Genomic DNA, 22,181 nt, shown 5'->3' with positions numbered 1-22,181 from the left:
CTCGCTTGTCGGCACGGGCAGGGACACCCGAGCCACTGGCCCGGTGCTCAATAATCCATGTCATCCATCCCGCCGCCGCCGGCCGGGGCCTTTTCCTTCTTCTCCTTGATCTCCACGATGGCGCAGTCGGTGGTGAGCAGGAGCCCGGCGATGGACGCCGCGTTCTGCAATGCCACGCGCTCCACCTTGGTGGGCACGATCACGCCCGACTTCACCAGGTCTTCGTACTGATGGGTCATGGCGTTGAAGCCGAAGTTCTGGTCGCTCGACTCCTCCACCTTCTGGGCCACGATGGAGCCGTCCAGCCCGGTGTTGGCCGCGATCTGCTTGATGGGGGCGCTCACGGCGCGGCTGACGATGTCCACGCCGATCTTCTCATCGCCCTTGGCGCTCTTGCGGGCCTTCTCCAGCGCCTTGCGGGCACGGAGCACGGCGACGCCGCCGCCCGGCAGGATGCCTTCCTCCACCGCGGCGCGGCAGGCGTGCAGGGCGTCCTCGACGCGGGCCTTCTTCTCCTTCATCTCGACTTCCGTCGCGGCGCCCACGTTGATCTGCGCCACCCCGCCCGCCAGCTTGGCGAGCCGCTCCTGCAGCTTCTCGGTGTCGTAGTCGCTGGTGGACGCCTCGATCTGGGCCTTGATCTGCTCGATGCGGCCCTGGATGTCGCTGGTCTTGCCCGCGCCCTCGACGATGGTGGTGTTGTCCTTGTCGATGGTGATCTTCTTGGCGCGGCCCAGGTCGTTGAGCGTCACCTTCTCCAGGTCGATGCCCAGCTCCTCCATGATGGCGGTGCCGCCGGTGAGCACGGCGATGTCCTCCAGCATGGCCTTGCGTCGGTCGCCGAAGCCCGGGGCCTTGACGGCGCAGACCTTGAGCACGCCTCGCAGCTTGTTGACCACGAGGGTGGCCAGGGCCTCGCCCTCGATGTCCTCGGCGACGATGAGGATGCTCTTGCCGCTCTCCGCCACCTTGCCCAGGACCGGGATGAGATCCTTGGCGCTGGTGATCTTCTTTTCGTGGACGAGGATGTAGGCGTCCTCCAGCACGCACTCCATGGTGGCGGGGTTGGTGATGAAGTGAGGCGAGAGGTAGCCCTTGTCGAACTGCATGCCCTCGACAAGCTGCACCTCGGTCTCGAGCGACTTGCCCTCCTCGACGGTGATCACGCCGTCCTTGCCGACCTTGTCCATCGCCTCGGCGATGATCTTGCCGATGTGAGCATCCTGGTTGGCGGAGCAGGTGCCGACCTGGGCGATCTGCTCGCTGGTCTTGACGGGGGTGGACATGCGGCCGAGCTCCTCGACGATGGCGCCGACCGCCATGTCGATGCCGCGCTTCACCGCGTTGGCGTTGGCGCCGGCGGTGATGTTCTTGAGCCCCTCGGAGAAGATGGCCTCGGCGTAGATGGTGGCGGTGGTGGTGCCGTCGCCCGCGTCCTTGCTGGACTTGCTGGCGACTTCCTTGACCATCTGGGCGCCCATGTTCTCATAGGGGTCGCTCAGTTCGATCTCCTTGGCGACGGTCACCCCGTCCTTGGTGACGGTGGGCGCGCCGAAGGACTTCTCCAGCACCACGACGCGTCCCGAGGGACCGAGCGTGACCTTGACGGCCTTGGAGAGCTTCTGCACGCCGCGCAGGATGCGCTCGCGGGCGTCGGTGTCGTAGGCGATCTGTTTCGCAGCCATGGTTCGTAGTCTCCGGTGATCGGTGTTGTTGGTTGTCGTTGTCGGTTGTCAGTGATCGGTGGTCGTGGTCAGCCGCGCACGCGGCACATGGAGCTTGCGCTCCGGCCCCTCCTCGCGTTCCCTATTTCACCACCTCGCCCGCCAGGTTCTTGCCGATGATGAGCCATGCCACACGGTGGGCGTCGAGCAGAAAGACCCGTGAACCATCGGTGACCTTGACCATCGCGTCCGCCTCCTCGGGGATCAGCAGCGCCCCGCGGATCAGGCACGCCTGCGCATGATCGAAGATCACGCGCAGGTCGCGCTGACCGTCGAGTTCATGCAGGGCTTTGCGGAGCTGGTCGGATGTCATGAGGAGGGGTTCGAGGGATCAAGGTGTTGAGGGATCGAGAAGAGGAAAGTCCAAGTCAATCGAGTCCGGGAATTTCGCCTTCGATGTCGGCCCTGGCCTGGTAGGCCATGGAGACGTGGGAGGCGTCGATCCAGATGAAGTTCTGCTTGGTGGTGACCTTGATGCCGTGGGAGGAGCGCAGTTCCTCGCAGTCCACGACGTTGACGATCTGCTTGGGCTCGCCGTGACCCATGATGATCAGATCCAGCTCCTTGTCGGTGCCCTTCATTTGCTCGAGAATCCGCAGCAGCGGTCCGCGTTCCATGATTCAGGTTCCCTTCTGGGTGTGTGGGACGGGTCGCGTGACGGCCGGAATCGCGAGGCGAAGCCGGGCGGCGACGTGGTCACAGGGGTGATCGGGCTCGGCGCAACGGGTCACTCGATCACGCCGAGAATGTCATCCTCGGTCATGATGAGAAACTCCTCGCCATCCAGCTTCACTTCGGTGCCGGCGTAGGACGAAAAGATCACCTTGTCGCCCTTCTTGACGGAGAAGGGCATGTATTCGCCGGTGTCCTTGTTCAGGATGCCGCTGCCTGTCGCCAGAATCGTCCCCTGCTTGGGCTTGTCCTTGGCGGTCTCGGGCAGATAGATGCCCGACTCGGTGCGAGTGGTGGCCTCATCGCGCTTGACGATGATCTTGTCGCCGAGTGGTTTCAGTTTCATGGGGTCATCTCTCCAGAAATCGGTGAACGGAAGTCAGAGGTCAGAGATCAGTGGCATCAGGCGCCTGGGCATTGGGCAGGGATGGCGGGAGTGAGAATCGGAACTCGGCGCTCACCTCAGCCGCTTCACCTACGCCATTGCGTTGCCTCCCGGGCGACTGCTGCCCCACAGGTCGGCGTAGAAGCGTCGCGTGACGCGGCGGAGCACCTCGAGCATCGTCTCCAGCCGCACGGGGTGGTCGAGCACCGCGTACGCGCCCTCGCGCAGGGCGGCGGCGAGCGTGCGGGCGCCCTCGCGCTCGCTGGGCTGGGCGTCACGAACCACGATGGTGGGCGGCGCTGGGTTCAGCCGCCGCAGCAGCTGCAGCACGCGCGGACCGCTGGCGCGAGCGGCGTCGCCCGAAGCCGCCGAACCATCCAGGGGAATACGCAGGTCGATCACGGCGATATGCACGGGCGTCGAACGAATCAGCTCCTCCGCCTCGCGCCCGGAACGAACCTTGATGGAGCGGATGCCCACCGGCTCCAACAGCCGCGGCAGCTGATCCGACCACGACTCCGACCGCCAGCCGCCGTCGGTGAGCAGCAGGTTCAATCGGGGTTGAAGTTGGGCGCCAGTGTCGATCATGGAATGAAGCCAGCCGGGCGAGGCAACAGCACGCCCCCTCGGAGCAAGGGCAAGGGCCATGCCGATTGATCGCTGATTTCGTGACACGTAAATCCCATTCCAGCAATGATTTGAGCCATGTTTCATCAAGGACCGACCCGCTGGCCCCCTGCCAGCGTTCGTTCCGCGACCCGGTGCGACTGCCAGATTGGCGGATGAGCCGGGGACGGGACGTATCGGAAACTCGCTCAACTTGCCAGTACCCGGCCCCGGCTCAATACTCCCCGTCCTGAGCCATCGGGGGCATCCGTTCGACGAGTCGAGGCATCCAATCAAGGCCCTACCTGAGCAAGGAAGCACGCATGACCAGCCCCAAGTCCCAGACGATGGTGAAGTCGATTCTTGCGGGCGACGTACCGGCGGGAAGCCACGTCACGATCAAGGGATGGGTCCGCACCCGGCGGGATTCAAAGTCCGGGGGCGGGTTGTCATTCGTCCACGTCAGCGACGGCTCGTGCTTCGACCCGCTGCAGGTGGTGGCGGCCTCGTCGCTTCCCAACTATGCGACCGAGGTGCTCAAACTCACCACCGGCTGCGCCGTGATCGCCTCAGGCGCGCTGGTCGAGAGCCAGGGCAAGGGGCAGAAGTACGAGATGCAGGCGGAGTCGATCGAGGTGGTCGGCTGGGTCGATGACCCGGACACCTACCCCGTCAGCCCCAAGCAGCACACCTTCGAGTACCTGCGCGAAGTCGCCCACCTGCGGGCACGCACCAACACCTTCGGGGCCGTCGCGCGCGTGCGGCACACACTGGCGATGGCGGTGCATCGCTTCTTCCATGAGCACGGCTTCCTGTGGATTCACACGCCCATCATCACCGCCAGCGACTGCGAGGGCGCGGGCGAGATGTTCCGCGTCTCCACGCTGGACATGGTCAACCCGCCGCGGCTGCCCAACGGGCAGATCGACTTCGCGCAGGACTTCTTCGGCAAGGAGGCGCGTCTGACCGTATCGGGCCAGCTCAACGTCGAGACGTACTGTCTGGCGCTGAGCAAGGTCTACACCTTCGGACCCACGTTCCGTGCTGAGAACAGCAACACCAGCCGCCATCTGGCCGAGTTCTGGATGATCGAGCCGGAAGTGGCCTTCAACGATCTCGCCGCCAACGCTGATCTGGCCGAGCATTTCCTGAAGTTCATCTTCCGCGCGGTGCTCAACGAGCGCGGCGATGACATGAAGTTCTTCGCCGAGCGCATCGACAAGGAGTGCATCGCGCGGCTGGAGTCGTTCGTCAACGCCAGCTTCGAGCGGATGGACTACACCGAGGCGATCAAACGTCTTCAGCGGGCCGCCGATTCGGGCCGGAAGTTCGAGTTTCCCGTCAAGTGGGGCATGGACCTGCAGAGTGAGCACGAGCGCTGCCTGACGGAGGAAATCTGCCAGCGCCCCGTGGTGGTGATGAACTATCCGAAGGACATCAAGGCCTTCTACATGCGCGTGAACGATGACGGGAAGACCGTGGCCGCGATGGACGTGCTCGCCCCCGGCATCGGCGAGATCATCGGCGGCAGCCAGCGCGAGGAGCGGCTGGAGGTGCTCGACGCCCGCATCGACGAGATGGGCCTGCACAAGCAGGACTACTGGTGGTACCGCGACCTGCGGCGCTACGGCACCGTGCCCCACGCGGGCTTCGGCCTGGGCTTCGAGCGGACGATCCTGTACGCCACGGGGATGCAGAACATCCGGGATGTGATTCCGTTCCCGCGGGCACCCAAGCAGGCGGAGTTTTGAAGCAGATCACGTCGTCCGCCCGTCAATACGCCTGCCCGCGCGGCACGGCGCTGGCGACCAGGCGGATGACGAAGGGCTCGTTGCCCTCGATCTGCAGACTGAGGTTGTCGTCCGGTACGACCGTCAGGTCGATGGTGGCCCGGTAGAGCTGGGTGCCCTTGCGGTACTCCAGCGTGAAGGGCGGGATGTAGTTGTTCTCGCTGTCACGCTGCGTGACGCCCTGAAGCAGCAGCGAGGCGTCCTCCTCGCCGCCGTTGATCTTGACCAGGTACAGCGCCTGTTCGTTGGGCACGTACTCCAGCCGCATCAACTGCCCGTTGCTGGCGTAGAACTCGATGAAGTCGCTCTCCACCACGGCGTTGGCGCTGATGGTGTTGGGGAACGGTCCGAAGTCCCGCCCGGTGCGGATCAGCGTGAGCATGCGGTGCATGGTCAGGCGGCAGATGGTGTGGGTGGAGGCCTCCTCAGTGGTCTTCTGATAGGCGCGGAAGGACACGTCCAGCGCCACGAACACCGCCGTCAGCAGCGTGGAGGTGATCGCCAGCGCGATCAGCATTTCAACGAGCGAGAAGCCCCGGCGCGGCATGGGGCGCCTTCGCCGGACGGACGCGATCGGGATTCGCGGGTGAATCGCTCGCATCAGAGGGAACCTCCTTCGACGTAGGTGCCCTCGACCGCCTCGATGGTGATCGGCCAGGGGATGCCATCCGGGAGCTTGCCGTCCGGGTTGTAGCGGATGGTGATCTCGCCGAAGCCCAGGAAGGGGTCGTTGAAGCCGTCGCCGTCCAGATCCACCCCGATGTCGGGGAAGCCGTCGCCGTCGGTGTCCGACAGCGTGGAGGGATCGACCGACTCGGCGTCGCCGTCGTCCGGCCCGAAGTAGCCGATGGTGGTGTTGAAGGCGTCGGGCGTACCGCCATAGTGCAGGGGCCCCTCGCCTTCCACGGCGCGGAAGGTCATCAGCAGCGTGCCGAAGATGTCCGCCGAGCCGCGCACGTCCATCACGCCGGCGATGATCGTGCCCTTGAGCTGAACCGGCACGAGCGAACTGTTCGTGAAGTGGCCCACGTCCACGGAGTAGCCGGGCATGAGGATCGAACTCTTGGCGAGCTCCTCGATCTCCTCCTCGGTCAGGTTCTCATTCTCCAGCGTGAAGACGGTGTCGCCGGTGAACTGAATCTTGTTGCGGACATGCGTGTACTGCGTCGTGGCCTTGGCGACGATCGAACCGGCGAACCGGCAGTCGTGGAACCGGATGTTGTTGGAGTAGGGCCGCGTGTCCTCGACGGGCGTGCCGTTGTAGTCCGCGGTGAGACCGGGGTACTTGGGCACCATGTCGCCGCCCGATCGGTCCACCATGCCGGCGTAGTTCCAGTTGACGTCGCCGTTGTCGGTGTGCGTTTCGATGTACACGGCGCCGATGAAGGTGCAGTTCTTGAACAGACCGTTGTTGCCCATCGGAATGACGACATTCTGGAACGTCATGTTCTCGTAGATGGGCCGACGGTACCAGTCGTAGTAGCCCTTGGCTCCCCAGGGCACGGTCTCCCACGGCGCATCCGACTCCGCCGTGTAGAGGCCGCCCGTTCCCAGGTTGGAGGCCACCTGGTCCGCAAAGGACGCGCCTGACTGGGCCTTATCCACCAGCCAGGTCTCGGTCTCCTCAAAGTCGGCGGTCGTGATGTTGAGCAGATCCGCCTCCGAGACCTCGAACGTCACCGGCGCCCGATCCGGGTCGGTGACGATCGGCCCGTGGACCATCGTCTGGTAGGAGGCGTTGCGGGCGCCTTCCCAGTCGCTCTTGCTGACCGCGAAGGCCAGGCGACCTCTGACCTTGGCGTAGGAATCGTTGCGGTCGATCACGCCGTTGGCGTATCCGAGCGCGTGGTCCAGCGCGTCCACGACGCCGTCGCCGTTCCGGTCCGAGTTGGCGTTGTCGATCAGCTTCGCCAACTGGTCGTCCAGGGTGAACTCGTTGGTCAGGCCGGACAGCCCGTGCGAGGCGGCCAGGTCCTTGTCCCAGACCACCATGCCGTCGCTGTTGGCGTCGAAATGGGCCAGAAACAGGTCAAAGTCGTCCACGTACTCGTCGCCGTCGTAGTCCGGCATCTGCTCGGTCAGGCCGTTGGCCTCGGTGACGTGGTTGGGTCGAAGCCGCCCGTCTCCATCCACGTCGAACTCGGCGACGCCCGCGAAGAAGTCGTTGAGCAGCGTGTTCAGATCGGGATGCAGGTGATAGAAGTCCGAACGCATGACGAGCGGGTTGCCGTTCTGGGGCGCCAGCTCGCCGTTCATGATGCCGTAGCGCGACCCGAGCGGCCCCTCGATGCGCACGTTCTTGCCGATCATGATGCGGTTGGGGCTGATGACGGCATATTCGATCTTCTTGACGATCTGGAAGTCCATCTGAAGCGTCCGCCGCACGTCGCCGTCCACGCCCTGCGAGGTGACGCGGACATACCGCCCGTCGGCGAGCAGTTCGTACTTGAGCCGGAAGTGCGGACCGACCACGTCGCTCTCGATCGTGCCGATGGGCTGCACGCGCAGCGTGCCGAACTCGTCGATCGAAGGAAGCAGCGCGTCGCCCGGCTCGACCTCGATGTGGTGCTCGTCCGCCAGATGGGCGTTGCGGATCGCCTCGGCCAGTCCGAGCGGCGATGATCCCTCGTCGAAGGTGGGCGGCAGCACCGTGACCGTGCCGTCCTGCGAGGTATACGTGCCCAGCCAGAGCTTCTCCCCGAAGTCGTCGGTCACCACGCCCTTGGTCACGACGAAGCGGCGCGCCGCCTCGGCCAGACGCCGCTTGGCGAAGACGAGCCCCATTTCCGCCTGGCTGGTGGCGCGCGTCACCTTCAGGTACGAGTCGGCGGTTCGCAGGTTGGACTGCGCCACCACCGCCATCACCGCCGCCAGGGAGCCGAAGATCACCAGGAACATCATCGCCAGCACCGACGCCACGCCGCGCCGACGCGCGGGGCGCCGTGGGAACCGTCGAACCATGCTGTGCGTGCGAGACATCATGCGTGCTCCCGTCGGCCTCCTGGGACGTTCCCGCCCGCTCAGTTGGGCGACACCCAGCGCATTCGGATCATCTCCATGGGCTCAACTTCGTTGGGGGCGCGGTAGGACACCACGACCTCCACGATCATCATGTCCGTCTGCCCGTCGAGCAGTTCATTCGGCTCCGCGGTGATGTTGTTGGGGTGAACGTTGAACACACGCACCGTCTGCGACCACCCGGCCATGTTGGGAATGATCTGACGCCGCGCGTTGATCGGTCCGTTGGCCAGGTCGGCGGAGAAGACGGTTCCCTCGCCCAGTTCGCCGTCGAAGTCGTCCAGGTCGTCGAAGTCCTCGACCGAGACTTCGTTGCCTTCCGGACCCCACGTCGCCTTGCCGGTGACGGGGTCGTGACGCGGAAGGTTCAGCGTCAGTTCACGGATTTCATTGGCCAGCCACGTCGCGGTGGAGGCGTGCGTGGACCAGCTGTTCTTTCGGTGAAACGCCTGCTGTGCGGAGACGATGGCCAGGACGCCCACGCCGACGATGATGATCGCCAGGGCGGTTTCGAGCAGGGTGAAGCCGCGCCGGGCGCGGCGTTCCCTGCGTGCCACCGGGTTGGGTGATGCGATCGGCATGGTCAATTCCCGCCTCGACGCCCCTTCACGAACCTCTCAACCGTACGATTCGTCAGCTCACGATCGAGGACATCTTGAAGATGGGCAGGATGATCGCCATGGCGATGAATCCGACAATTCCGCCCATGACGACGATCATGATGGGCTCGATCATGCTGGTGACGGCCTTGATGGCGTCGCGCAGGGCCTTCAGGTAGAAGTCCGACACGTCGTTCATCACCTCGCCCAGCTTACCGGACTCCTCGCCGGCGCCGACCATCTGCACCACCGACTTGGGCAGCAGTTTCGACTTGGTGAGCTGCGAGGCGATCTTCTTGCCCTGCTTCACCGCGGCGTACACGCCGCGCCACATCTTGCGATAGAGCATGTTGCCCGAGATGTCGCCCGTGATGGCGAGCGTATCAAGCATCGGCACGCCGGCGTTCAGCAGTTCGCCCATCGTGCTGAGCGAGCGGCTGATATACAGCGCCCGGAACATGCGCTTGAACAGCGGAATGGTCAGCTTGACGCCGTCCCACCACCAGCGTCCGACTTCCGTCCGGATGAACAGCAGGAACGCGACGATCAGCACCACCAGCGCGCCCACCAGCACGTACCAGTGCGACACGATGAACGCGCTGAGGTTCATCAGGAACTTGGTGGGCGCCGGAAGCGCGTGCTCCTTGCCCTTGAACACCTGGGCGAAGCGCGGCAGCACGAAGGCGAGCAGGAAGATGGTGACGCCTACCGCCATGGTGCCGATGATGCCGGGGTAGATCATGGCCCCGATCACCATCTTGCGCGTCTCGATCTGCTGCGTCAGGTAGGCCGCGATCCGGTCCAGCATCTTGGAGAACGAGCCGGACATTTCCGAGGCGCGCACCATGTTGACGTACAGGGCGCTGAACTGCTTGGGGTACTTGGCGATGGCCTCGGAGAACTGCTTGCCGCTCTCCACGTCGTTCCGCACGCTGTTGATGATGCGCCGGAACTTGGGATTCTGCACCTGCTCGGAGATGCCCTCCAGCGCCGCTCGCAGCGCGATGCCCGCGCGGACCATCACCGCCAGCTGCGTGGTGAAATCCAGAATGTCCTTCTGCGACGGGCCGGAGGAATAGTTGAGCAGCTCCTTCAGTCGCGAGCCCGATTTGGCGGCGCTGGCGATCGGCGTCAGCTGCATCACGTGATGCCCCTGCCCCCGCAGCAGGTTGGCCGCCGCCGCCGCGCTCTCGGCCACGAGAACGCCCGCCTGCATCTGGCCGGAGGAGAGTCGCGCCTGGTAGCGGTACTGTGGCATGGGAGTTCGGGGGGGTGTGAGGTCGGCAGTCAGAAGTCAGTCGTTCGTACGCATGCGTCGACGCCTTCGCCCTCCGCTTTACGCCGCCAGCTGGCGCTCCAGCTTGTCGGGGAAGGCCGCCTGGGCGATGGCGTCCTCGCGTCCGATCATGCCGTTGAAGTAGAGTTCGGCGATGGCGTTGTCGAGCGAGATCATGCCCAGGGCGCGGTTGGTGTCGATCACGTTGGGGATTTCAAACGTGCGGTTCTCGCGGATCAGGTTGCGCACCGCGGGGGTGCACAGCAGCACTTCGATGGCCGGCACCATGCCCGGCTTGTCGATGCGCGAGAACAGAGTCTGCGACACCACCGCCTGCAGCGTGTTGGAGAGCATCGAACGGATCTGGTTCTGCTGACCCGCGGGGTACATGTCGATGATGCGCTCCACGGTCTGGCTGGCGTTCACCGTGTGCAGGGTGGAGAGCACCAGGTGGCCCGTCTCGGCGGCGCTGATGGCCAGGGCGGTCGTCTCCAGGTCGCGCATTTCGCCGACCAGGATGATGTCCGGATCCTGACGCAGGGCATGCTTGAGACCCGAGGCGAACGTGGGCATGTCGTGCCCCAGTTCGCGCTGCTCAATGAGGCAGCGGTTGGACTCGAAGGTGTATTCGATCGGATCCTCGAGCGTGATGATGTGCTTGCGATAGCGGTCGTTCATCGCCTGGATCATCGCCGCCAGCGTGGTGGACTTACCCGAACCCGTGTCGCCGGTGACCAGCACCAGGCCGCGCGGCAGGTAGGTCAGGCGGCTGATGACCTCGGGCAGGTTGAGGTCGGCCAGCGGAGGCACCTTGGTCTTGATGGCGCGCATGGCCAGGCCGATGCCGGTGCGGCTCATGTGCGCGTTGACGCGGTAGCGGGCCAGCCCCTGCACCTCGTACGAGAAGTCCAGGTCCATGCCGGTCTTGAAGATCTCCCGCTGACGCTCGTTGGTCATCGCGTCGAGCAGTTTCTGCATGCTCTCGCGCGTCAGCACGGGGTAGTCCATCGGCGTCATCACCGTATGAACCCGCATCATGGGCGGGTGCCCGGCGATCAGGTGGATGTCGGAAGCATCCTGGTCCTTCGCGGATCGGAGAATGTCGCTCAGCTGCATGGATCGGCATCCTGGAGACGCACTCGGCGCGGCATGCACCGACGCTCGTCCTGTATCGGTCGGGCAAGGGCGCGACATCAGGACGGGTGCCGAAAACCATGACGGCCCTGACGACGGCGCACAATCGTGAAACTGTGCGGGTTGCGCGGCCGGGCCTCCCCTTCCGAACAGAGACGGCGCCGAGGAATACCGGAGGCGCCGGCGTCCCCGACTGCGGTGGAGCACGGTGGCGCAGGCGCCCCGCCGTCACCGGCGCGGCTTCCACTGGAACCGCTGAAGCGACACCCGGCCGCGCTCGTCGAAGATCACGCCCTCCGCTTCCAGCAGCCGCCGCTGGTCGCGGGCGTCTTCATCCTGCTCGGGCGTGGCGGCGATCGTCCGGCGGGACACCTCGCCCTTGGCATTGATCACGCGATGCCAGGGCAGGTCGAGATCCTCGGGCGTGGCGCTGAGCGCGTAGCCCACCTGCCGCGCATGGTCGCCCAGACCGGCGAGGCGCGCGACCTGCCCGTACGTGGCCACGCGCCCGCGCGGGATGCGTCGGATGACGGCGTAGATGCGGGCGTACGCGCCGGCGGGCATGGGTGAGCGTAGAACCGATTCCTAGAGCTCTTCTCGCGAAGTCGTAGCGTCTCGGGTGGCATGGGCAACGGCTCTGCGTTGCCCGTGTCGGACGGGAGGAGACGAACGATCGCCGCCGTCAGCACGGTCAAGCCCAAAGCGGCTTGACCATGCCACCCGCGACGCTTTGGTCGAATCCGCTCTGAACCCGGATTCACCGCTGAGCCGCAGTGGGCGCGGAGAGAACGCATCCAGGGCTTCGGTCTCCGCGCTCCGCGGTTGTGCGGTCAGACTCTCATAGAGAACGCCGGGATGAGTTCGACACGATCGGGCGTACGGCAGGCGGCGGCGTATCCGCATCGAGTTTCGCGCATCGAAGGTGGCACGTCCGATCGCCGGCGTCTGTGCGGGCCGAAGCCGCGTGCTGCGTCAGGCGACGGACATGCGGGAGCGAATCGCATGTCATCGACAACCACGATCGCGGGTTCCGTGGCGCTGGTCACCGGCGCCAACCGGGGCATTGGCAAGGCGCTGGTGGAGGGGCTGATCAAGGCCGGCGCGAAGAAGGTGTACGCCGGAGCCCGGAACGTGGAAACGCTGCGGCCGCTTCAGATCGCGCTGGGCGACCGCGTCGTGCCACTGCGGCTTGATGTGACCAATGCCGCGGAGGTCGCCAGCGCGGCGAAGGCGGCGCGCGATGTCACCCTGGTCTTCAACAACGCGGGAGTGGCGTTCGATTCGACGGGGCTGGGCGAGAAGGACTTCGACCACGCCCGAAGCGAGATGGAGGTCAACTACTTCGGCGTGCTGGCGATGATGCGGGCGTTCGCCCCGGTGTTCGAGCGGCAGGGTGGCGGGACGTTCATCAACGTGGCGTCGATCGTTTCGATGGTGAACTTCCCGTCGTTCGGCACCTACAGCGCCAGCAAGGCGGCGGTGTGGTCGCTCTCGATCGGCCTGCGTGGCCTGCTCGCCGGGCGGAACATCCGCGTGGTCACAGTGCATCCCGGCCCGGTGGATACCGACATGGCCGCCGACATCGAAATGGAGAAGGCCACGCCCGAACAGGTGACGCAGGCGATCCTCGAAGGACTGTCGGACGGCGCGGAGGAGGTCTTCCCGGACGCGATGGCGCGCGACCTGTATCAGCAGTGGCGCGCGGATCACAAGGCGGTGGAGCGCGCGACGGCGGGGGTTGGGGCGTGACTGTTCATCCACATCGACGCGGCGGGATTACCCCGCCTTGCGGTAGTCCACCACGGGCACCGCGCGCCGCTTCGCGCCGTTGACGCCGTGCTGCGCCAGTGCATCGAGCGACTCCAGCAGCGGCCCCGGATAGTACCGCTCGCCGCACTTGCTGCAGACGCCGACGGGGACGTGCTCGAAGACGGTCAGTTGGCTGCCGCGCCGCAGGTCCACGGTGACCATCTGCTCGCGGACAACGCCGTCACAGAGTTCGCATCGGTCGTACTTCATCGTGTCCTCGCGGCAAACACCGTGATGATGCGCAGTCGGCCCAGTTCGGTCAAACGACACACAAGCCGAATGCCCCGCCCGTCAACTCCCTTGCCATGCACGACGTCCTTTCTTCGACCACGTCCATGCCGTTGTACCGCGGCGATGCGCCCGGTGTAAATCGCCGACTTGATGTCTTCGATGGTGAATCCGTCCTGCTCCATCTCGGACTTCGCGTGCCCGGTGAGTTCGTAGTGCCCCAGCGCGACTTTTCGGCGAAAGACGTTGATTCGTGAAGACACGGGCCACCCCCTACCACTCCGGCCCGCCCGTATAACGCCCATACACATCCGCCATCGCCTGCACCATTTCGCCCAGCGTGCAGCGGGCGTGGGCGCCGGCGATGAGGGCGGGCATGACGTTGTCGGGGGAGAGGCCTGAAGACGAAGCACCCTCACCCCTGGCCCCTCTCCCCGAGGGAGAGGGGAGGGAAGAACCCTCACCCTGGCCCCTCTCCCCGAGGGAGAGGGAGGAAGAACCTCACCCCGGCCCTCTCCCGGTGGGAGAGGAGAGAGCCGCCCCGTGCCGCGGCGCGGATGGCATCGAGCGCCCGCTTCACCGCGCCCGCGTCGCGCTCGGCGCGGAACTTTGCCAGCCGCGCGCACTGCTGCTCCTCCACCGTGTGAGGAATCTGCAGAATCTCCACCTGCTTGTCCTCATTGCCGTCGGTGTAGGCGTTCACGCCCACGATGATGCGATCGCCCGCCTCCATCTCCTGGCCGAAGCGGTAACTGGCCTCGGCGATCGAGCGGCGGAAGTAGCCCTTGTGGATGCCCTCCACCACGCCGCCCATGTCATCGATCTCGCGGATGATGGCGTTGGCGTCCTTCTCCATCTGGTCGGTCAGCGCCTCGACGAACCACGATCCGCCGAGCGGATCGACCGTGCGGTGCACGCCCGTCTCGTGAGCGAGAATCTGCTGCGTGCGCAGGGCCACGCGCACGGCGGTCTCCGTGGGCAGCCCCAGCGTCTCATCCATGCTGTCGGTGTGCAGGGACTGGCAGCCCCCCAGCACGCCCGCCAGCGCCTGGTAGGCCACGCGCACGATGTTGTTGAGCGGCTGCTGCTCGGTGAGCGAGCACCCCGCGGTCTGCACGTGCGTTCGCATCAGCAGCGAGCGCTCGTTCTTCGCGCCGTAGCGCTCCTTCATGGCGTGAGCCCAGATTCGCCGCGCCGCGCGCAGCTTGCAAATTTCCTCGAAGAACTCGTTGTGGCTGTTGAAGAAGAACGAGAGCCGAGGCCCGAAGGCGTCCACGTCCAGCCCGCGCTTCATGGCCGCCTCCACGTACTCCATGCCGTCGCGGAGCGTGAAGGCCAGCTCCTGCGTGGCGGTGCTGCCCGCCTCGCGGATGTGGTAGCCGGAGATCGACACGCTGTTCCAGCGCGGCATGAACTTCGAGGCGAATTCAATGGTGTCCACCACCAGTTTCACGCTGGCTTCGGGCGGGTAGATGAACTCGTTCTGGCTATGGAACTCCTTGAGGATGTCGTTCTGCAGGGTGCCGCCGAGCTTGGCGATGTCGATGCCGCGCTCCTGCGCCATGGCGATGTACATGGCCCAGATCACCGCGGCGGGGCCGTTGATGGTCTGGCTGACGGTCACCTCGTCGATGGGAATGTCGGCGTAGAGGCGGTGCATGTCGTCGATCGTCGAGATCGCCACCCCGCAGCGCCCAACCTCGCCGGCGCTCAGCGGATCATCGCTGTCGCGGCCCATGAGCGTGGGCAGGTCGAAGGCGGTGGACAGACCGGTGTTGGCCTTCGTTCCCTTGGCGTTCTCGAGCAGGTACTTGAAGCGGCGGTTGGTGTCATCCGCGCTGCCGAAGCCGGCGAACTGCCGCATGGTCCACAGGCGGCTGCGGTACATGGTCTCGTGGACGCCGCGCGTGTAGGGGAACCTGCCGGGCTCGCCGATGCGCGGATGGGGCCTGGATGGATCGTCCGGCGAGGTCGTCTCGACCCGATCCGGGCCATACCGCCGATCGACCACGTAGCCGGAGATGGTGACGGTTTCCGGATCCACGTCGCCTGGCTTGTGCCCGCGGGTGGACAGGTGGGGGTTGCCGTCAGCGGGGCGTCGTTCGATCTCGAGATCGGGCTTTTCGAGAGTGCTCATGGAGCAACTATACGACGAAAACGGGGTCCGAAGCGTCGTTCGCTCCAGTGCGAAAACACTCTCAATCCTCCTTGATCCACCACCACCGGTCGGTCAGCCGCACCCACGACCACTCGTTGGCCGGCGGCGAGTTGACGGGGACTGCGGTCAGGTAGAAGCCCGTGGGGCCGCTGGGACTCGTATCCGTGTGCAGGCCGATCACGCCGGGATAGGTCGTTGTATCGATGCCACGAATCGTGTACAGCCCGACCCGCGTGGGCAGAGCAGGCGGCGTGCCCGCCTGCGCCTGGGCGGCCAGACGCTCCAGGGCCGGGCGGTGGAGGGCGAAACTCAACCGCAGCGGCCAGTGGAAGAGCAGAGTCGTCGCGATCGCAAGCAGACAGAACAGCACGGCGAACATCGGCCACGCCTTGAAGGAGCGTGCCCGCCACTCCAGGGTCGCCCACGTGCCGACCACCGGGCCAATGATGCCCGTGGCGATGCACGAGCCGAAGAGCAGCATGATCGGATCGAACCCCGCGGCGGAGAGCCCCATTGCCGCGACCGCCGGCACGCCGAGAAGTGCGAGCACCACCGGGCGGCTGGTTCGCAGGGCGATGCGCTCCGCCTCGCCGCGCGGCCGCGCTCGGAATGACCTGGCATTCGCCGGGTCGAACGCGCGGCCGCACTCCGGGCACGCGCCCGCCGGCAGCGTGCGCAGGTCGTAGTCGCAGCCGAGGCAGTAGCAACCGGATGGAGTCGCCCGGTCAGTCATGGCCGCGCATTCAAGCCGACTCAGTGTGCCTCGTCGAAGGACTGGGGAGTCCGAGTCGGGTGTTGAGATCGAGCGTCGAAGCGACTCATCCAGAATAGGAATCCGCCTGCGGCATCTCGCGATCGGACTTGCCCCCGCTTGGGTGTAGAATCGCCCATCCCCGCCGAGCCGGGCGGGTTGGAACCCGGTCTCTCACCCGACGCGCCATGCCACGTCTCCTCGACCATCCCGCCGCCGACCGCCCCCTGCTTTCTCTGCTGGAGTCGCAGCTGGAGGAGGTCGCTCTCGTCATTGAGCGGCAACTTGCCAGCGACCTGCCGGCGGTGAACGCGCTGTGCCGCCACGTGGAGCGGTATCGCGGCAAGATGCTGCGGCCCACGATGGTGCTGCTCTCCGGGCTGGCGTCGGTGGGAGCGGAGGACGCCGCCGCCCTCACGCCCGCGCATCGCACGGTGGCCGCCGTGACGGAACTGATCCACATGGCGACGCTGGTGCATGATGATGTGCTGGATGACGCCGCCGAGCGCCGCCGCGGCGCGACGGTAAACGCGCTGCACGGCAACGAGATGGCCGTCATGCTGGGCGACTACCTGATCTCCAACGCCTTCCACCTCTGCTCATCGGTGGGTGACCCGGCCATCAACCTGGCGCTGGGCCGCGTCACCAACACCCTGTGCGAAGGCGAGCTGCTGCAATTGCATCACCGCAATCACTACGGCATTGATGAAGCGACGTACTTCGAGATCGTGAAGCGCAAGACGGCGTCGCTCATCGCCGAGGCATGCCGGCTGGGCGCGATGCTCTGCGGCGCGCCCCCTCACGTGGCCGAGGCGCTGGCCGAGGCGGGCACCGCGCTGGGAATCGCCTTCCAGATTCAGGACGACCTGCTCGATCTTGTCGGCGACCAGCAGGTGGTGGGCAAGTCGCTGGGCCGCGACCTGGACAAGGGCAAGCTGACCTTGCCGCTGATCCTGCATCTGGGCGAGGCATCCCCGGTGGAGCGCGGCGAGGCACTGCGATCCATCGAGCAGCGCGATCACCAGTCCCTCACCGGCTTGCTGCTGGCGGGCGGCGCGATCGCCCGCGCCACCGATCGGGCCAACGAGTTCGTCTCCCGCGCCAAGCGGCGGCTGGCCGCCCTGCCCGCGGGGCCCGCGCGCGACCTGTTCGACTCGCTCGCCGACCGCCTGGTCATGCGGCCCTTCTGAGCACGTGTTCGACGCATGACGGAGCGGGCTGAGGGTTGGGACGCTGGACAGCCCCCGCCTCGCACCTGACCTTGCGGATTCCGCTCGCCGCGCTACACTTGCCGCCACTGGCGGGGCACGTCACGAACTGCGTGCGGCCGGGCGGTCGGAGGCGTCTCCGAGCGACACCGCGCAGCGCCGCTCCCGCCCTCATCACGGGCAGACCATGTCACACATCCAGGCATCGTCGGGTGATCTTCGCACGGTTCGCGGCGCGAAATCGGGCGGCGCACGGGCATCCGGCGCCGCGCGGCTTTTCTTCCCCGCGGTGGCTCTGCTCCTGCTGGCGATGACGGCGTGGGGGTTCGGCCCGTTCTACACAAAAGGCATGGCCTACCCCGGCCGCGAGATCGCCCCACCCATCAAGACGGTCGTCATCATTCACGCGGTTGTGATGAGCGCGTGGATGATTCTTCTGTTCGTCCAACCGACGCTGATCTCTCTCCGCAGGCATCGACTGCACATGACGCTCGGGAAGGTCGGCGCCGTGATCGCCCTGCTGGTCTGCGCCACGGGCCTTGTGGTCGCGATCCGCTCGGCACAGGTCACGCCCGGCGAGGCCCGCATCTGGGGGCTGCCGCCGAAGGAGTTCTTCATCGTCCCATTCACGGCGGTCTTCATCTTCGGCGCCTTCGTGGCGCTGGCCATCGCGTACCGCAAGAAGCCGGCGATCCATCGGGCGATGATGATGGTGGGGACGCTGTCGATCATGTCCGCGCCCATCAGCCGCATCGACGTGCTGAACAACCTGTACGTGGGCACGGCAATGGAGCGCCTGTTCGGCCCGTTCTTCATCACCGACGTGCTGGCGGTGCTGCTGGTGGCGCTGTACGCGACGATCCACCGCTTCGACCGTCTCTTCGCCGCGGGTGTGGCCATCATCATCGCGCTGTCGTGGGGCATCTGGCAGGCGGCGCCGACGGAGGCGTGGTTGAGGATTGCTTCGGTGTTTGTGTGAGGCGGGGTGGATGCGAGGATTCGGCTCGCCCTGCGTCGGCTGCAACCGCCAGTCCCGGGTCAACGTATACCTTGTCACACATAGTATAAGAAAGCGGGGTGAGCCGCCAGCCGCCGACCAACGGCCCCGTCACCTCCCGCCTTCCCGCCGCATCCAACCCCGACGACGGAATCACCCGTGAGCCGCACCTCCCTGCTCATCATCGCGTGGCTGGCGCCCCTCTACATGGCGGCCGCCTCGCATGCTCAGCCGCCGCGCCAGAACGGAGCGGACCACTATTGGAAGGCCTTCGAGCGATATGACGCCTTCCGTCAGACGCCCGATGACCAGACCATCCGCGACTTCGTCGCCAACCCCAGGGGCGGCGTGACCCCCGAGGTGCGCGCCGCGCTCGACCGCGCCAGGCCCATTCTCGATTCGCTGCGGCGCGGGGCCTCCGCCGAAAGCGTGGACTTCGGCATCGATCTCTCCGACGGGCCATACACGCTGCTGCCCCACCTGAGCCCGATGCGCAGCGGCATGATCCTGATGATGGCCGACGCACGGGTGCGGATGGAGTCGGGGGACTCGCGCGGCGCGGCGGAGGCCTTCGCCGCCAGCATGCGCATGAGCGATCACGCCACCGACAATCCGGTGCTGATCAACACGCTGGTCGGCGCGGCGATGTTCAAACTGGGCAACAACACGCTGCGCGAGTTCATCGGCAAGGGCGAACTGGGCCAGGTCGAGGCCGCCGCCGTACTCGACGCGGTTCGATCCATCGCCACCGATGATCCGCTGGGCTTCGTCGGCGCGCTCAAGGGAGAGCGCACCGGTTTCGGTCAGTGGATGATCGACAACCTGTCCGGCGAGGGCGGCAAGGAGCGATTCCTGGGAGAGCTTGTCGGCATCATGGACGCCGATCCGGTCGCCCGCGAGATCGTGGGCATGACGCAGAACGAGTTCGTCACCTCGCTGCACCAGTACGACCTGGTGATGGCCAAGGTCATCGACGCGGCGAGCCAGGATGATCTGGACCAGGCGCGGCGCGACATCGCCGCCATCGCGCGCGACGCGGAGAACGGCGTCTACGGACCCGTCGCCCAGGGCATGCTGCCATCGCTGGAGCGCGTGATGGACGTGATGATCGAGGTATACGGCCAGATGGACCTGCTTCTGCGCGACCTGGAACGATTGACGGCTGATCCCGAAGCCGCGAAGACGATGCGGAACGCCGCGCTGTGGTATCTGCACGCGATCGAACTGCAGTCGACCATCGACGAGGCGGGATGGCAGGCGATCGAGGCGTACTCGGGCGCGCCGGGCGCCGACACCCCCGACGCCGTCATGGATGCACTGCGAGAGGCCGAACCCATCCTCGACATCCTGCGTGAAGCCGCATCGATCGAGTCCTGCACCTTCGACCTGCAATCCACCTGGGATGCGCAGGGCCCGATGCTTCCGCTCCCCCACCTGCCGGGCATGAAGCGCAACGCCCGGCTCATGGCGGCCAGCGCGCTGAACCGGCTGCATTCGGCGGAGGTGGATGAAGAATCAAGACAGATCGTCGCGGAGGGATTGAGCGCCTGCTTCATCATGGCTCGACACCTGGGAAGCGACGAGCGGGCGGCGAGCGTGATCGTCTCAGCCGACATCGCCGAAGTGGGGTTGAACGCCCTGATCGCCTCGCTTCAGCATCGACCGGCGCTCGCCCGGCATGGCGAGCCGATCGCCTCCGCCATCGCACGAGCGCTCACCTCGCGATTCGGCCTCAGCCCGGCGCTGGGGAAGCACCGACGGCTCACCATCGGATGGTTTCTTCGTCGTTTCGCCTCCATTGAGAAACTGGATCAACTCGTCAAGGGGCTGGAGGAGGTCGCGCAGCGCGGCGGCCTGTCGGTCCAGCACGCGCTGGTCGACCTGACGTTCCGGGAGGTGACCGACTCGCTCCGCGCGGCGGATCGGCTGCTGGGAACGATTCTCGAGGCCTTCCGGACTCGCCCGGCGGCCGAGGCCGAAGCCATCCTGGCTCGTGAGCGCGGCGTGTACGTCGAAGCGGGTCACCCGGGCGAACTGCTCGATCTGTTCCTTGGCAAGGCGCCGGAGGCGGCGGCGCGGGTCGAAGCGATCGAACAGCGCCTGCGCGATGCGCGGCTGCTGCTGCGTTGATTGTCTCGTCGCGCCGGTGGATCAACGGATCAGCCGCATCCGACCGAAATCAGGGATGAAGCGCGATCCTTCCTCGCTCAACCCCAGCGGAGCCGGGAAGTACACGCACCACGCCCGTCCCACCAGCAGGCGACGATGCACTACGTACGGCGCCTCGTCGATCTGCTCGGCGACCAGATCATCCGGATCGCCCCACTTGCGGCTGTCGTGCGAGGCGGCGCTGTTGTCGCCGCACATGAAGAAGTGATCCGGTCCCAGTACGGCGGTGGCCTTCGGGTGGGTGGCCATCGCGGGGGGGCCTCCGGTATAGAGCGTGGCGGGCTGGTAGTACAGATCGCGATCCACCGCGGCGCGGTGAATGACGGCGGGCGCGCCCTCAAGCGACCACTGCAGCGTCGGCGAACTGGGGCGATACTCCCCCACCCACGGGTTGCCGCTGCGGCCTCGCTCCAGCACCTCTTCGACGCTGCGGCCCGTGGCGTGGCGCAGCCGCTCCTCGGGCGTCCAGTCGTACTCCAGGCGGACGACCTCGCGCCCGTCGATCCAGATCGACATGGCCTGATCCACGTGCCAGAACTCCACCTCGGTGGTGCGTCCGGGCCGGAAGGCCGTGGTCGCGCCGCCGCGCGAGTCAATCCAGTGAACGGCCGAGGGATTGTCCTCGTCGCCGATCAGGCCGTACCGCACCGTCGCCGTCGAACCGGCGATGGAGAACGCGAATCGGTGGCCCCGCGCGGTCAGATGAAGCGATGTCTGAAACCCCGCCGTCTCCGGTTCGATCGCGGCGCGGACGCGGAGGTCGCTCACCGGAAACACCTGCTGACGCCGTCCCAGCATGTTGTAGGCGTTCCAGTCGTCGAGCGCGCGACGACGATTGTCCCATTCCAGCAGAAGGGGCCGACCGGAGGATTCAACGCGCCAGGCGTCGCGCCCTGATTCAGTCCGCGCGCCGCCGATCCACGCTTCATCGAGCGGCTCCGCATCGGCGCCGGAGGGCCTGTAGGAGCTGTCATGCACCGGCTGCCAGACCGCCCGCTGCACGTGAACGGGCTTGCGCTGAATGCGGAAGGGCTCCTGCGGCTGGTCCGCCCGTCGCGTGAACACATCGCCATCCGCCAGCCAGAGCTCCTCGCCGGGGAGGCCCACGAGCCGCTTGATGTAGTTCTCGTGCGGCCGCGTGGGGTTCTTGAACACGATCACGTCATAGCGGCCCGGGTCGGTGAAGGTGTAGAGCCACTTGTGCACCAGCACGCGGTCCCCGGGCCGGACGCTCCGCGACAGCGCGTCGCGCGTGCGTCGGATCACGGCGTCCTCGGGGCGCCCCATCGGGTCGGCGATCGAGAAGACGTGGCGCGGGTCGATCGAAACGTCGTCCAGGGTTCGGTCGCTGGCGTCAACCGCGAAGTCGTAGCCGGTCTCGGGCGAGGTGATCCGCAGATGGTCCCCCAGCAGCGTCGGCGCCATGGAGCCGGTGGGAATGACGAACCCCTCCACCACGAACCCGCGAAAAGCCATGGCGATCACGAACGCGGTGATGAGGGCGATGAGCGTGTCGGGCACGCCGCCGTCGGAGGGATCGGCCTCTCCTTCTGAACGGGGCGATTTCGGATGGTCCTGTGTCGGCATGGGCTGGATTGCATCGTACGATTGAAGTTCGCGATGTGCCGCCCGAGGGCGCAGATCAATCAACCCAGGC

The 22,181-nt window shown here is 66.1% G+C and carries 21 protein-coding genes; 5 read left to right on the top strand and 16 right to left on the bottom strand.

Features of this window, described 5'->3' with window-relative positions; all coding sequences use genetic code 11:
* Positions 1–47 precede the first annotated feature (47 nt).
* The 5 genes from groL to HRU76_08395 all read right to left on the bottom strand — a co-directional run bounded on the left by groL (position 48) and on the right by HRU76_08395 (position 3,369).
* On the bottom strand, positions 48–1,685 hold the full coding sequence (gene groL, locus HRU76_08415; GenBank protein ID QOJ17604.1) for a chaperonin GroEL: 1,638 nt from the start codon (positions 1,683–1,685) through the stop codon (positions 48–50).
* A gap of 121 nt (positions 1,686–1,806) precedes the next feature.
* Positions 1,807–2,037: a hypothetical protein gene (locus HRU76_08410; GenBank protein ID QOJ17603.1), complete on the bottom strand. Its 231-nt coding sequence runs from the start codon at positions 2,035–2,037 to the stop codon at positions 1,807–1,809.
* A 55-nt stretch (positions 2,038–2,092) separates the two neighbouring features.
* Entirely contained in the window at positions 2,093–2,341 is a 249-nt protein-coding gene (locus HRU76_08405; GenBank protein QOJ17602.1) for a hypothetical protein, read from the bottom strand.
* Positions 2,342–2,451: 110 nt separating this feature from the next.
* Entirely contained in the window at positions 2,452–2,742 is a 291-nt protein-coding gene (locus HRU76_08400; protein ID QOJ17601.1) for a co-chaperone GroES, read from the bottom strand.
* 129 nt (positions 2,743–2,871) lie between these two features.
* The gene (locus tag HRU76_08395; GenBank protein ID QOJ17600.1) at positions 2,872–3,369 is read right to left on the bottom strand and encodes a response regulator; all 498 of its coding nucleotides are present in this window, start codon (positions 3,367–3,369) and stop codon (positions 2,872–2,874) included.
* Positions 3,370–3,734: 365 nt separating this feature from the next.
* On the opposite strand from HRU76_08395, the gene asnS reads away from it, so the two are divergent.
* Entirely contained in the window at positions 3,735–5,138 is a 1,404-nt protein-coding gene (gene asnS / locus HRU76_08390; GenBank protein ID QOJ19142.1) for an asparagine--tRNA ligase, read from the top strand.
* Positions 5,139–5,160: 22 nt separating this feature from the next.
* Here the strand turns inward: asnS and HRU76_08385 are convergent, their stop codons facing one another.
* From HRU76_08385 to HRU76_08360, 6 genes are all read right to left on the bottom strand, one after another.
* Positions 5,161–5,724, bottom strand: coding sequence for a prepilin-type N-terminal cleavage/methylation domain-containing protein (locus HRU76_08385; GenBank protein ID QOJ17599.1), 564 nt, complete (start codon positions 5,722–5,724; stop codon positions 5,161–5,163).
* A 53-nt stretch (positions 5,725–5,777) separates the two neighbouring features.
* Positions 5,778–8,159 carry a hypothetical protein gene (locus tag HRU76_08380; protein QOJ17598.1) on the bottom strand — a complete coding sequence of 794 codons (2,382 nt, stop codon included), beginning with the start codon at positions 8,157–8,159 and terminating at the stop codon, positions 5,778–5,780.
* A gap of 38 nt (positions 8,160–8,197) precedes the next feature.
* Positions 8,198–8,776 carry a prepilin-type N-terminal cleavage/methylation domain-containing protein gene (locus tag HRU76_08375; GenBank protein ID QOJ17597.1) on the bottom strand — a complete coding sequence of 193 codons (579 nt, stop codon included), beginning with the start codon at positions 8,774–8,776 and terminating at the stop codon, positions 8,198–8,200.
* A 52-nt stretch (positions 8,777–8,828) separates the two neighbouring features.
* Positions 8,829–10,052, bottom strand: a complete 1,224-nt coding sequence (locus HRU76_08370) for a type II secretion system F family protein (GenBank protein ID QOJ17596.1) — start codon at positions 10,050–10,052, stop codon at positions 8,829–8,831.
* Between the two features lie 78 nt (positions 10,053–10,130).
* Positions 10,131–11,186, bottom strand: a complete 1,056-nt coding sequence (locus HRU76_08365) for a type IV pilus twitching motility protein PilT (GenBank protein QOJ17595.1) — start codon at positions 11,184–11,186, stop codon at positions 10,131–10,133.
* A 246-nt stretch (positions 11,187–11,432) separates the two neighbouring features.
* Positions 11,433–11,768 carry an MGMT family protein gene (locus HRU76_08360; GenBank protein QOJ17594.1) on the bottom strand — a complete coding sequence of 112 codons (336 nt, stop codon included), beginning with the start codon at positions 11,766–11,768 and terminating at the stop codon, positions 11,433–11,435.
* A gap of 438 nt (positions 11,769–12,206) precedes the next feature.
* Between HRU76_08360 and HRU76_08355 the strand changes: the two genes are divergently transcribed.
* Positions 12,207–12,953 (top strand): SDR family oxidoreductase, encoded by a 747-nt coding sequence (locus HRU76_08355; protein QOJ17593.1) that lies wholly within the window; start codon positions 12,207–12,209, stop codon positions 12,951–12,953.
* Between the two features lie 27 nt (positions 12,954–12,980).
* Here HRU76_08355 and HRU76_08350 read toward each other — a convergent pair whose 3' ends face one another.
* The 4 genes from HRU76_08350 to HRU76_08335 all read right to left on the bottom strand — a co-directional run bounded on the left by HRU76_08350 (position 12,981) and on the right by HRU76_08335 (position 16,132).
* Complete coding sequence (locus tag HRU76_08350; GenBank protein ID QOJ17592.1) at positions 12,981–13,223, bottom strand: YgiT-type zinc finger protein; 243 nt, start codon at positions 13,221–13,223, stop codon at positions 12,981–12,983.
* Positions 13,220–13,504, bottom strand: a complete 285-nt coding sequence (locus HRU76_08345) for a DUF4258 domain-containing protein (GenBank protein QOJ17591.1) — start codon at positions 13,502–13,504, stop codon at positions 13,220–13,222. The genes HRU76_08350 and HRU76_08345 overlap by 4 nt, the downstream gene beginning before the upstream one ends.
* Positions 13,505–13,701: 197 nt before the next feature.
* Entirely contained in the window at positions 13,702–15,378 is a 1,677-nt protein-coding gene (locus HRU76_08340; GenBank protein ID QOJ17590.1) for a methylmalonyl-CoA mutase, read from the bottom strand.
* A gap of 61 nt (positions 15,379–15,439) precedes the next feature.
* Complete coding sequence (locus tag HRU76_08335) at positions 15,440–16,132, bottom strand: hypothetical protein (GenBank protein QOJ17589.1); 693 nt, start codon at positions 16,130–16,132, stop codon at positions 15,440–15,442.
* A gap of 206 nt (positions 16,133–16,338) precedes the next feature.
* Here HRU76_08335 and HRU76_08330 point away from each other — a divergent pair, with 206 nt between their 5' ends.
* The 3 genes from HRU76_08330 to HRU76_08320 all read left to right on the top strand — a co-directional run bounded on the left by HRU76_08330 (position 16,339) and on the right by HRU76_08320 (position 20,485).
* On the top strand, positions 16,339–17,340 hold the full coding sequence (locus HRU76_08330) for a polyprenyl synthetase family protein (GenBank protein ID QOJ17588.1): 1,002 nt from the start codon (positions 16,339–16,341) through the stop codon (positions 17,338–17,340).
* Positions 17,341–17,545: 205 nt separating this feature from the next.
* Positions 17,546–18,337, top strand: coding sequence for a hypothetical protein (locus tag HRU76_08325; GenBank protein QOJ17587.1), 792 nt, complete (start codon positions 17,546–17,548; stop codon positions 18,335–18,337).
* Positions 18,338–18,514: 177 nt separating this feature from the next.
* Positions 18,515–20,485, top strand: coding sequence for a hypothetical protein (locus HRU76_08320; GenBank protein ID QOJ17586.1), 1,971 nt, complete (start codon positions 18,515–18,517; stop codon positions 20,483–20,485).
* 21 nt (positions 20,486–20,506) lie between these two features.
* Here HRU76_08320 and lepB read toward each other — a convergent pair whose 3' ends face one another.
* Complete coding sequence (gene lepB, locus HRU76_08315; GenBank protein ID QOJ17585.1) at positions 20,507–22,111, bottom strand: signal peptidase I; 1,605 nt, start codon at positions 22,109–22,111, stop codon at positions 20,507–20,509.
* Positions 22,112–22,181 lie beyond the last annotated feature (70 nt).

It is taken from the genome of Phycisphaeraceae bacterium (assembly GCA_015709595.1).
Taxonomy (GTDB): domain Bacteria; phylum Planctomycetota; class Phycisphaerae; order Phycisphaerales; family SM1A02; genus CAADGA01.
This window is presented reverse-complemented; position numbering and strand designations above follow the sequence as displayed.

What these genes read in the sequence shown, in the direction of transcription:
- HRU76_08370 (QOJ17596.1), bottom strand. Translation starts at nt 10,052, where the DNA reads ATGCCACAGTACCGCTACCAGGCGCGACTCTCCTCCGGCCAGATGCAG.
- HRU76_08395 (QOJ17600.1), bottom strand. Translation starts at nt 3,369, where the DNA reads ATGATCGACACTGGCGCCCAACTTCAACCCCGATTGAACCTGCTGCTC.
- HRU76_08405 (QOJ17602.1), bottom strand. Translation starts at nt 2,341, where the DNA reads ATGGAACGCGGACCGCTGCTGCGGATTCTCGAGCAAATGAAGGGCACC.
- HRU76_08340 (QOJ17590.1), bottom strand. Translation starts at nt 15,378, where the DNA reads ATGAGCACTCTCGAAAAGCCCGATCTCGAGATCGAACGACGCCCCGCT.
- HRU76_08360 (QOJ17594.1), bottom strand. Translation starts at nt 11,768, where the DNA reads ATGCCCGCCGGCGCGTACGCCCGCATCTACGCCGTCATCCGACGCATC.
- groL (QOJ17604.1), bottom strand. Translation starts at nt 1,685, where the DNA reads ATGGCTGCGAAACAGATCGCCTACGACACCGACGCCCGCGAGCGCATC.
- HRU76_08375 (QOJ17597.1), bottom strand. Translation starts at nt 8,776, where the DNA reads ATGCCGATCGCATCACCCAACCCGGTGGCACGCAGGGAACGCCGCGCC.
- lepB (QOJ17585.1), bottom strand. Translation starts at nt 22,111, where the DNA reads ATGCCGACACAGGACCATCCGAAATCGCCCCGTTCAGAAGGAGAGGCC.
- HRU76_08400 (QOJ17601.1), bottom strand. Translation starts at nt 2,742, where the DNA reads ATGAAACTGAAACCACTCGGCGACAAGATCATCGTCAAGCGCGATGAG.
- HRU76_08410 (QOJ17603.1), bottom strand. Translation starts at nt 2,037, where the DNA reads ATGACATCCGACCAGCTCCGCAAAGCCCTGCATGAACTCGACGGTCAG.
- HRU76_08330 (QOJ17588.1), top strand. Translation starts at nt 16,339, where the DNA reads ATGCCACGTCTCCTCGACCATCCCGCCGCCGACCGCCCCCTGCTTTCT.
- HRU76_08365 (QOJ17595.1), bottom strand. Translation starts at nt 11,186, where the DNA reads ATGCAGCTGAGCGACATTCTCCGATCCGCGAAGGACCAGGATGCTTCC.
- asnS (QOJ19142.1), top strand. Translation starts at nt 3,735, where the DNA reads ATGGTGAAGTCGATTCTTGCGGGCGACGTACCGGCGGGAAGCCACGTC.
- HRU76_08325 (QOJ17587.1), top strand. Translation starts at nt 17,546, where the DNA reads ATGTCACACATCCAGGCATCGTCGGGTGATCTTCGCACGGTTCGCGGC.
- HRU76_08355 (QOJ17593.1), top strand. Translation starts at nt 12,207, where the DNA reads ATGTCATCGACAACCACGATCGCGGGTTCCGTGGCGCTGGTCACCGGC.
- HRU76_08335 (QOJ17589.1), bottom strand. Translation starts at nt 16,132, where the DNA reads ATGACTGACCGGGCGACTCCATCCGGTTGCTACTGCCTCGGCTGCGAC.
- HRU76_08385 (QOJ17599.1), bottom strand. Translation starts at nt 5,724, where the DNA reads ATGCCGCGCCGGGGCTTCTCGCTCGTTGAAATGCTGATCGCGCTGGCG.
- HRU76_08350 (QOJ17592.1), bottom strand. Translation starts at nt 13,223, where the DNA reads ATGAAGTACGACCGATGCGAACTCTGTGACGGCGTTGTCCGCGAGCAG.
- HRU76_08380 (QOJ17598.1), bottom strand. Translation starts at nt 8,159, where the DNA reads ATGATGTCTCGCACGCACAGCATGGTTCGACGGTTCCCACGGCGCCCC.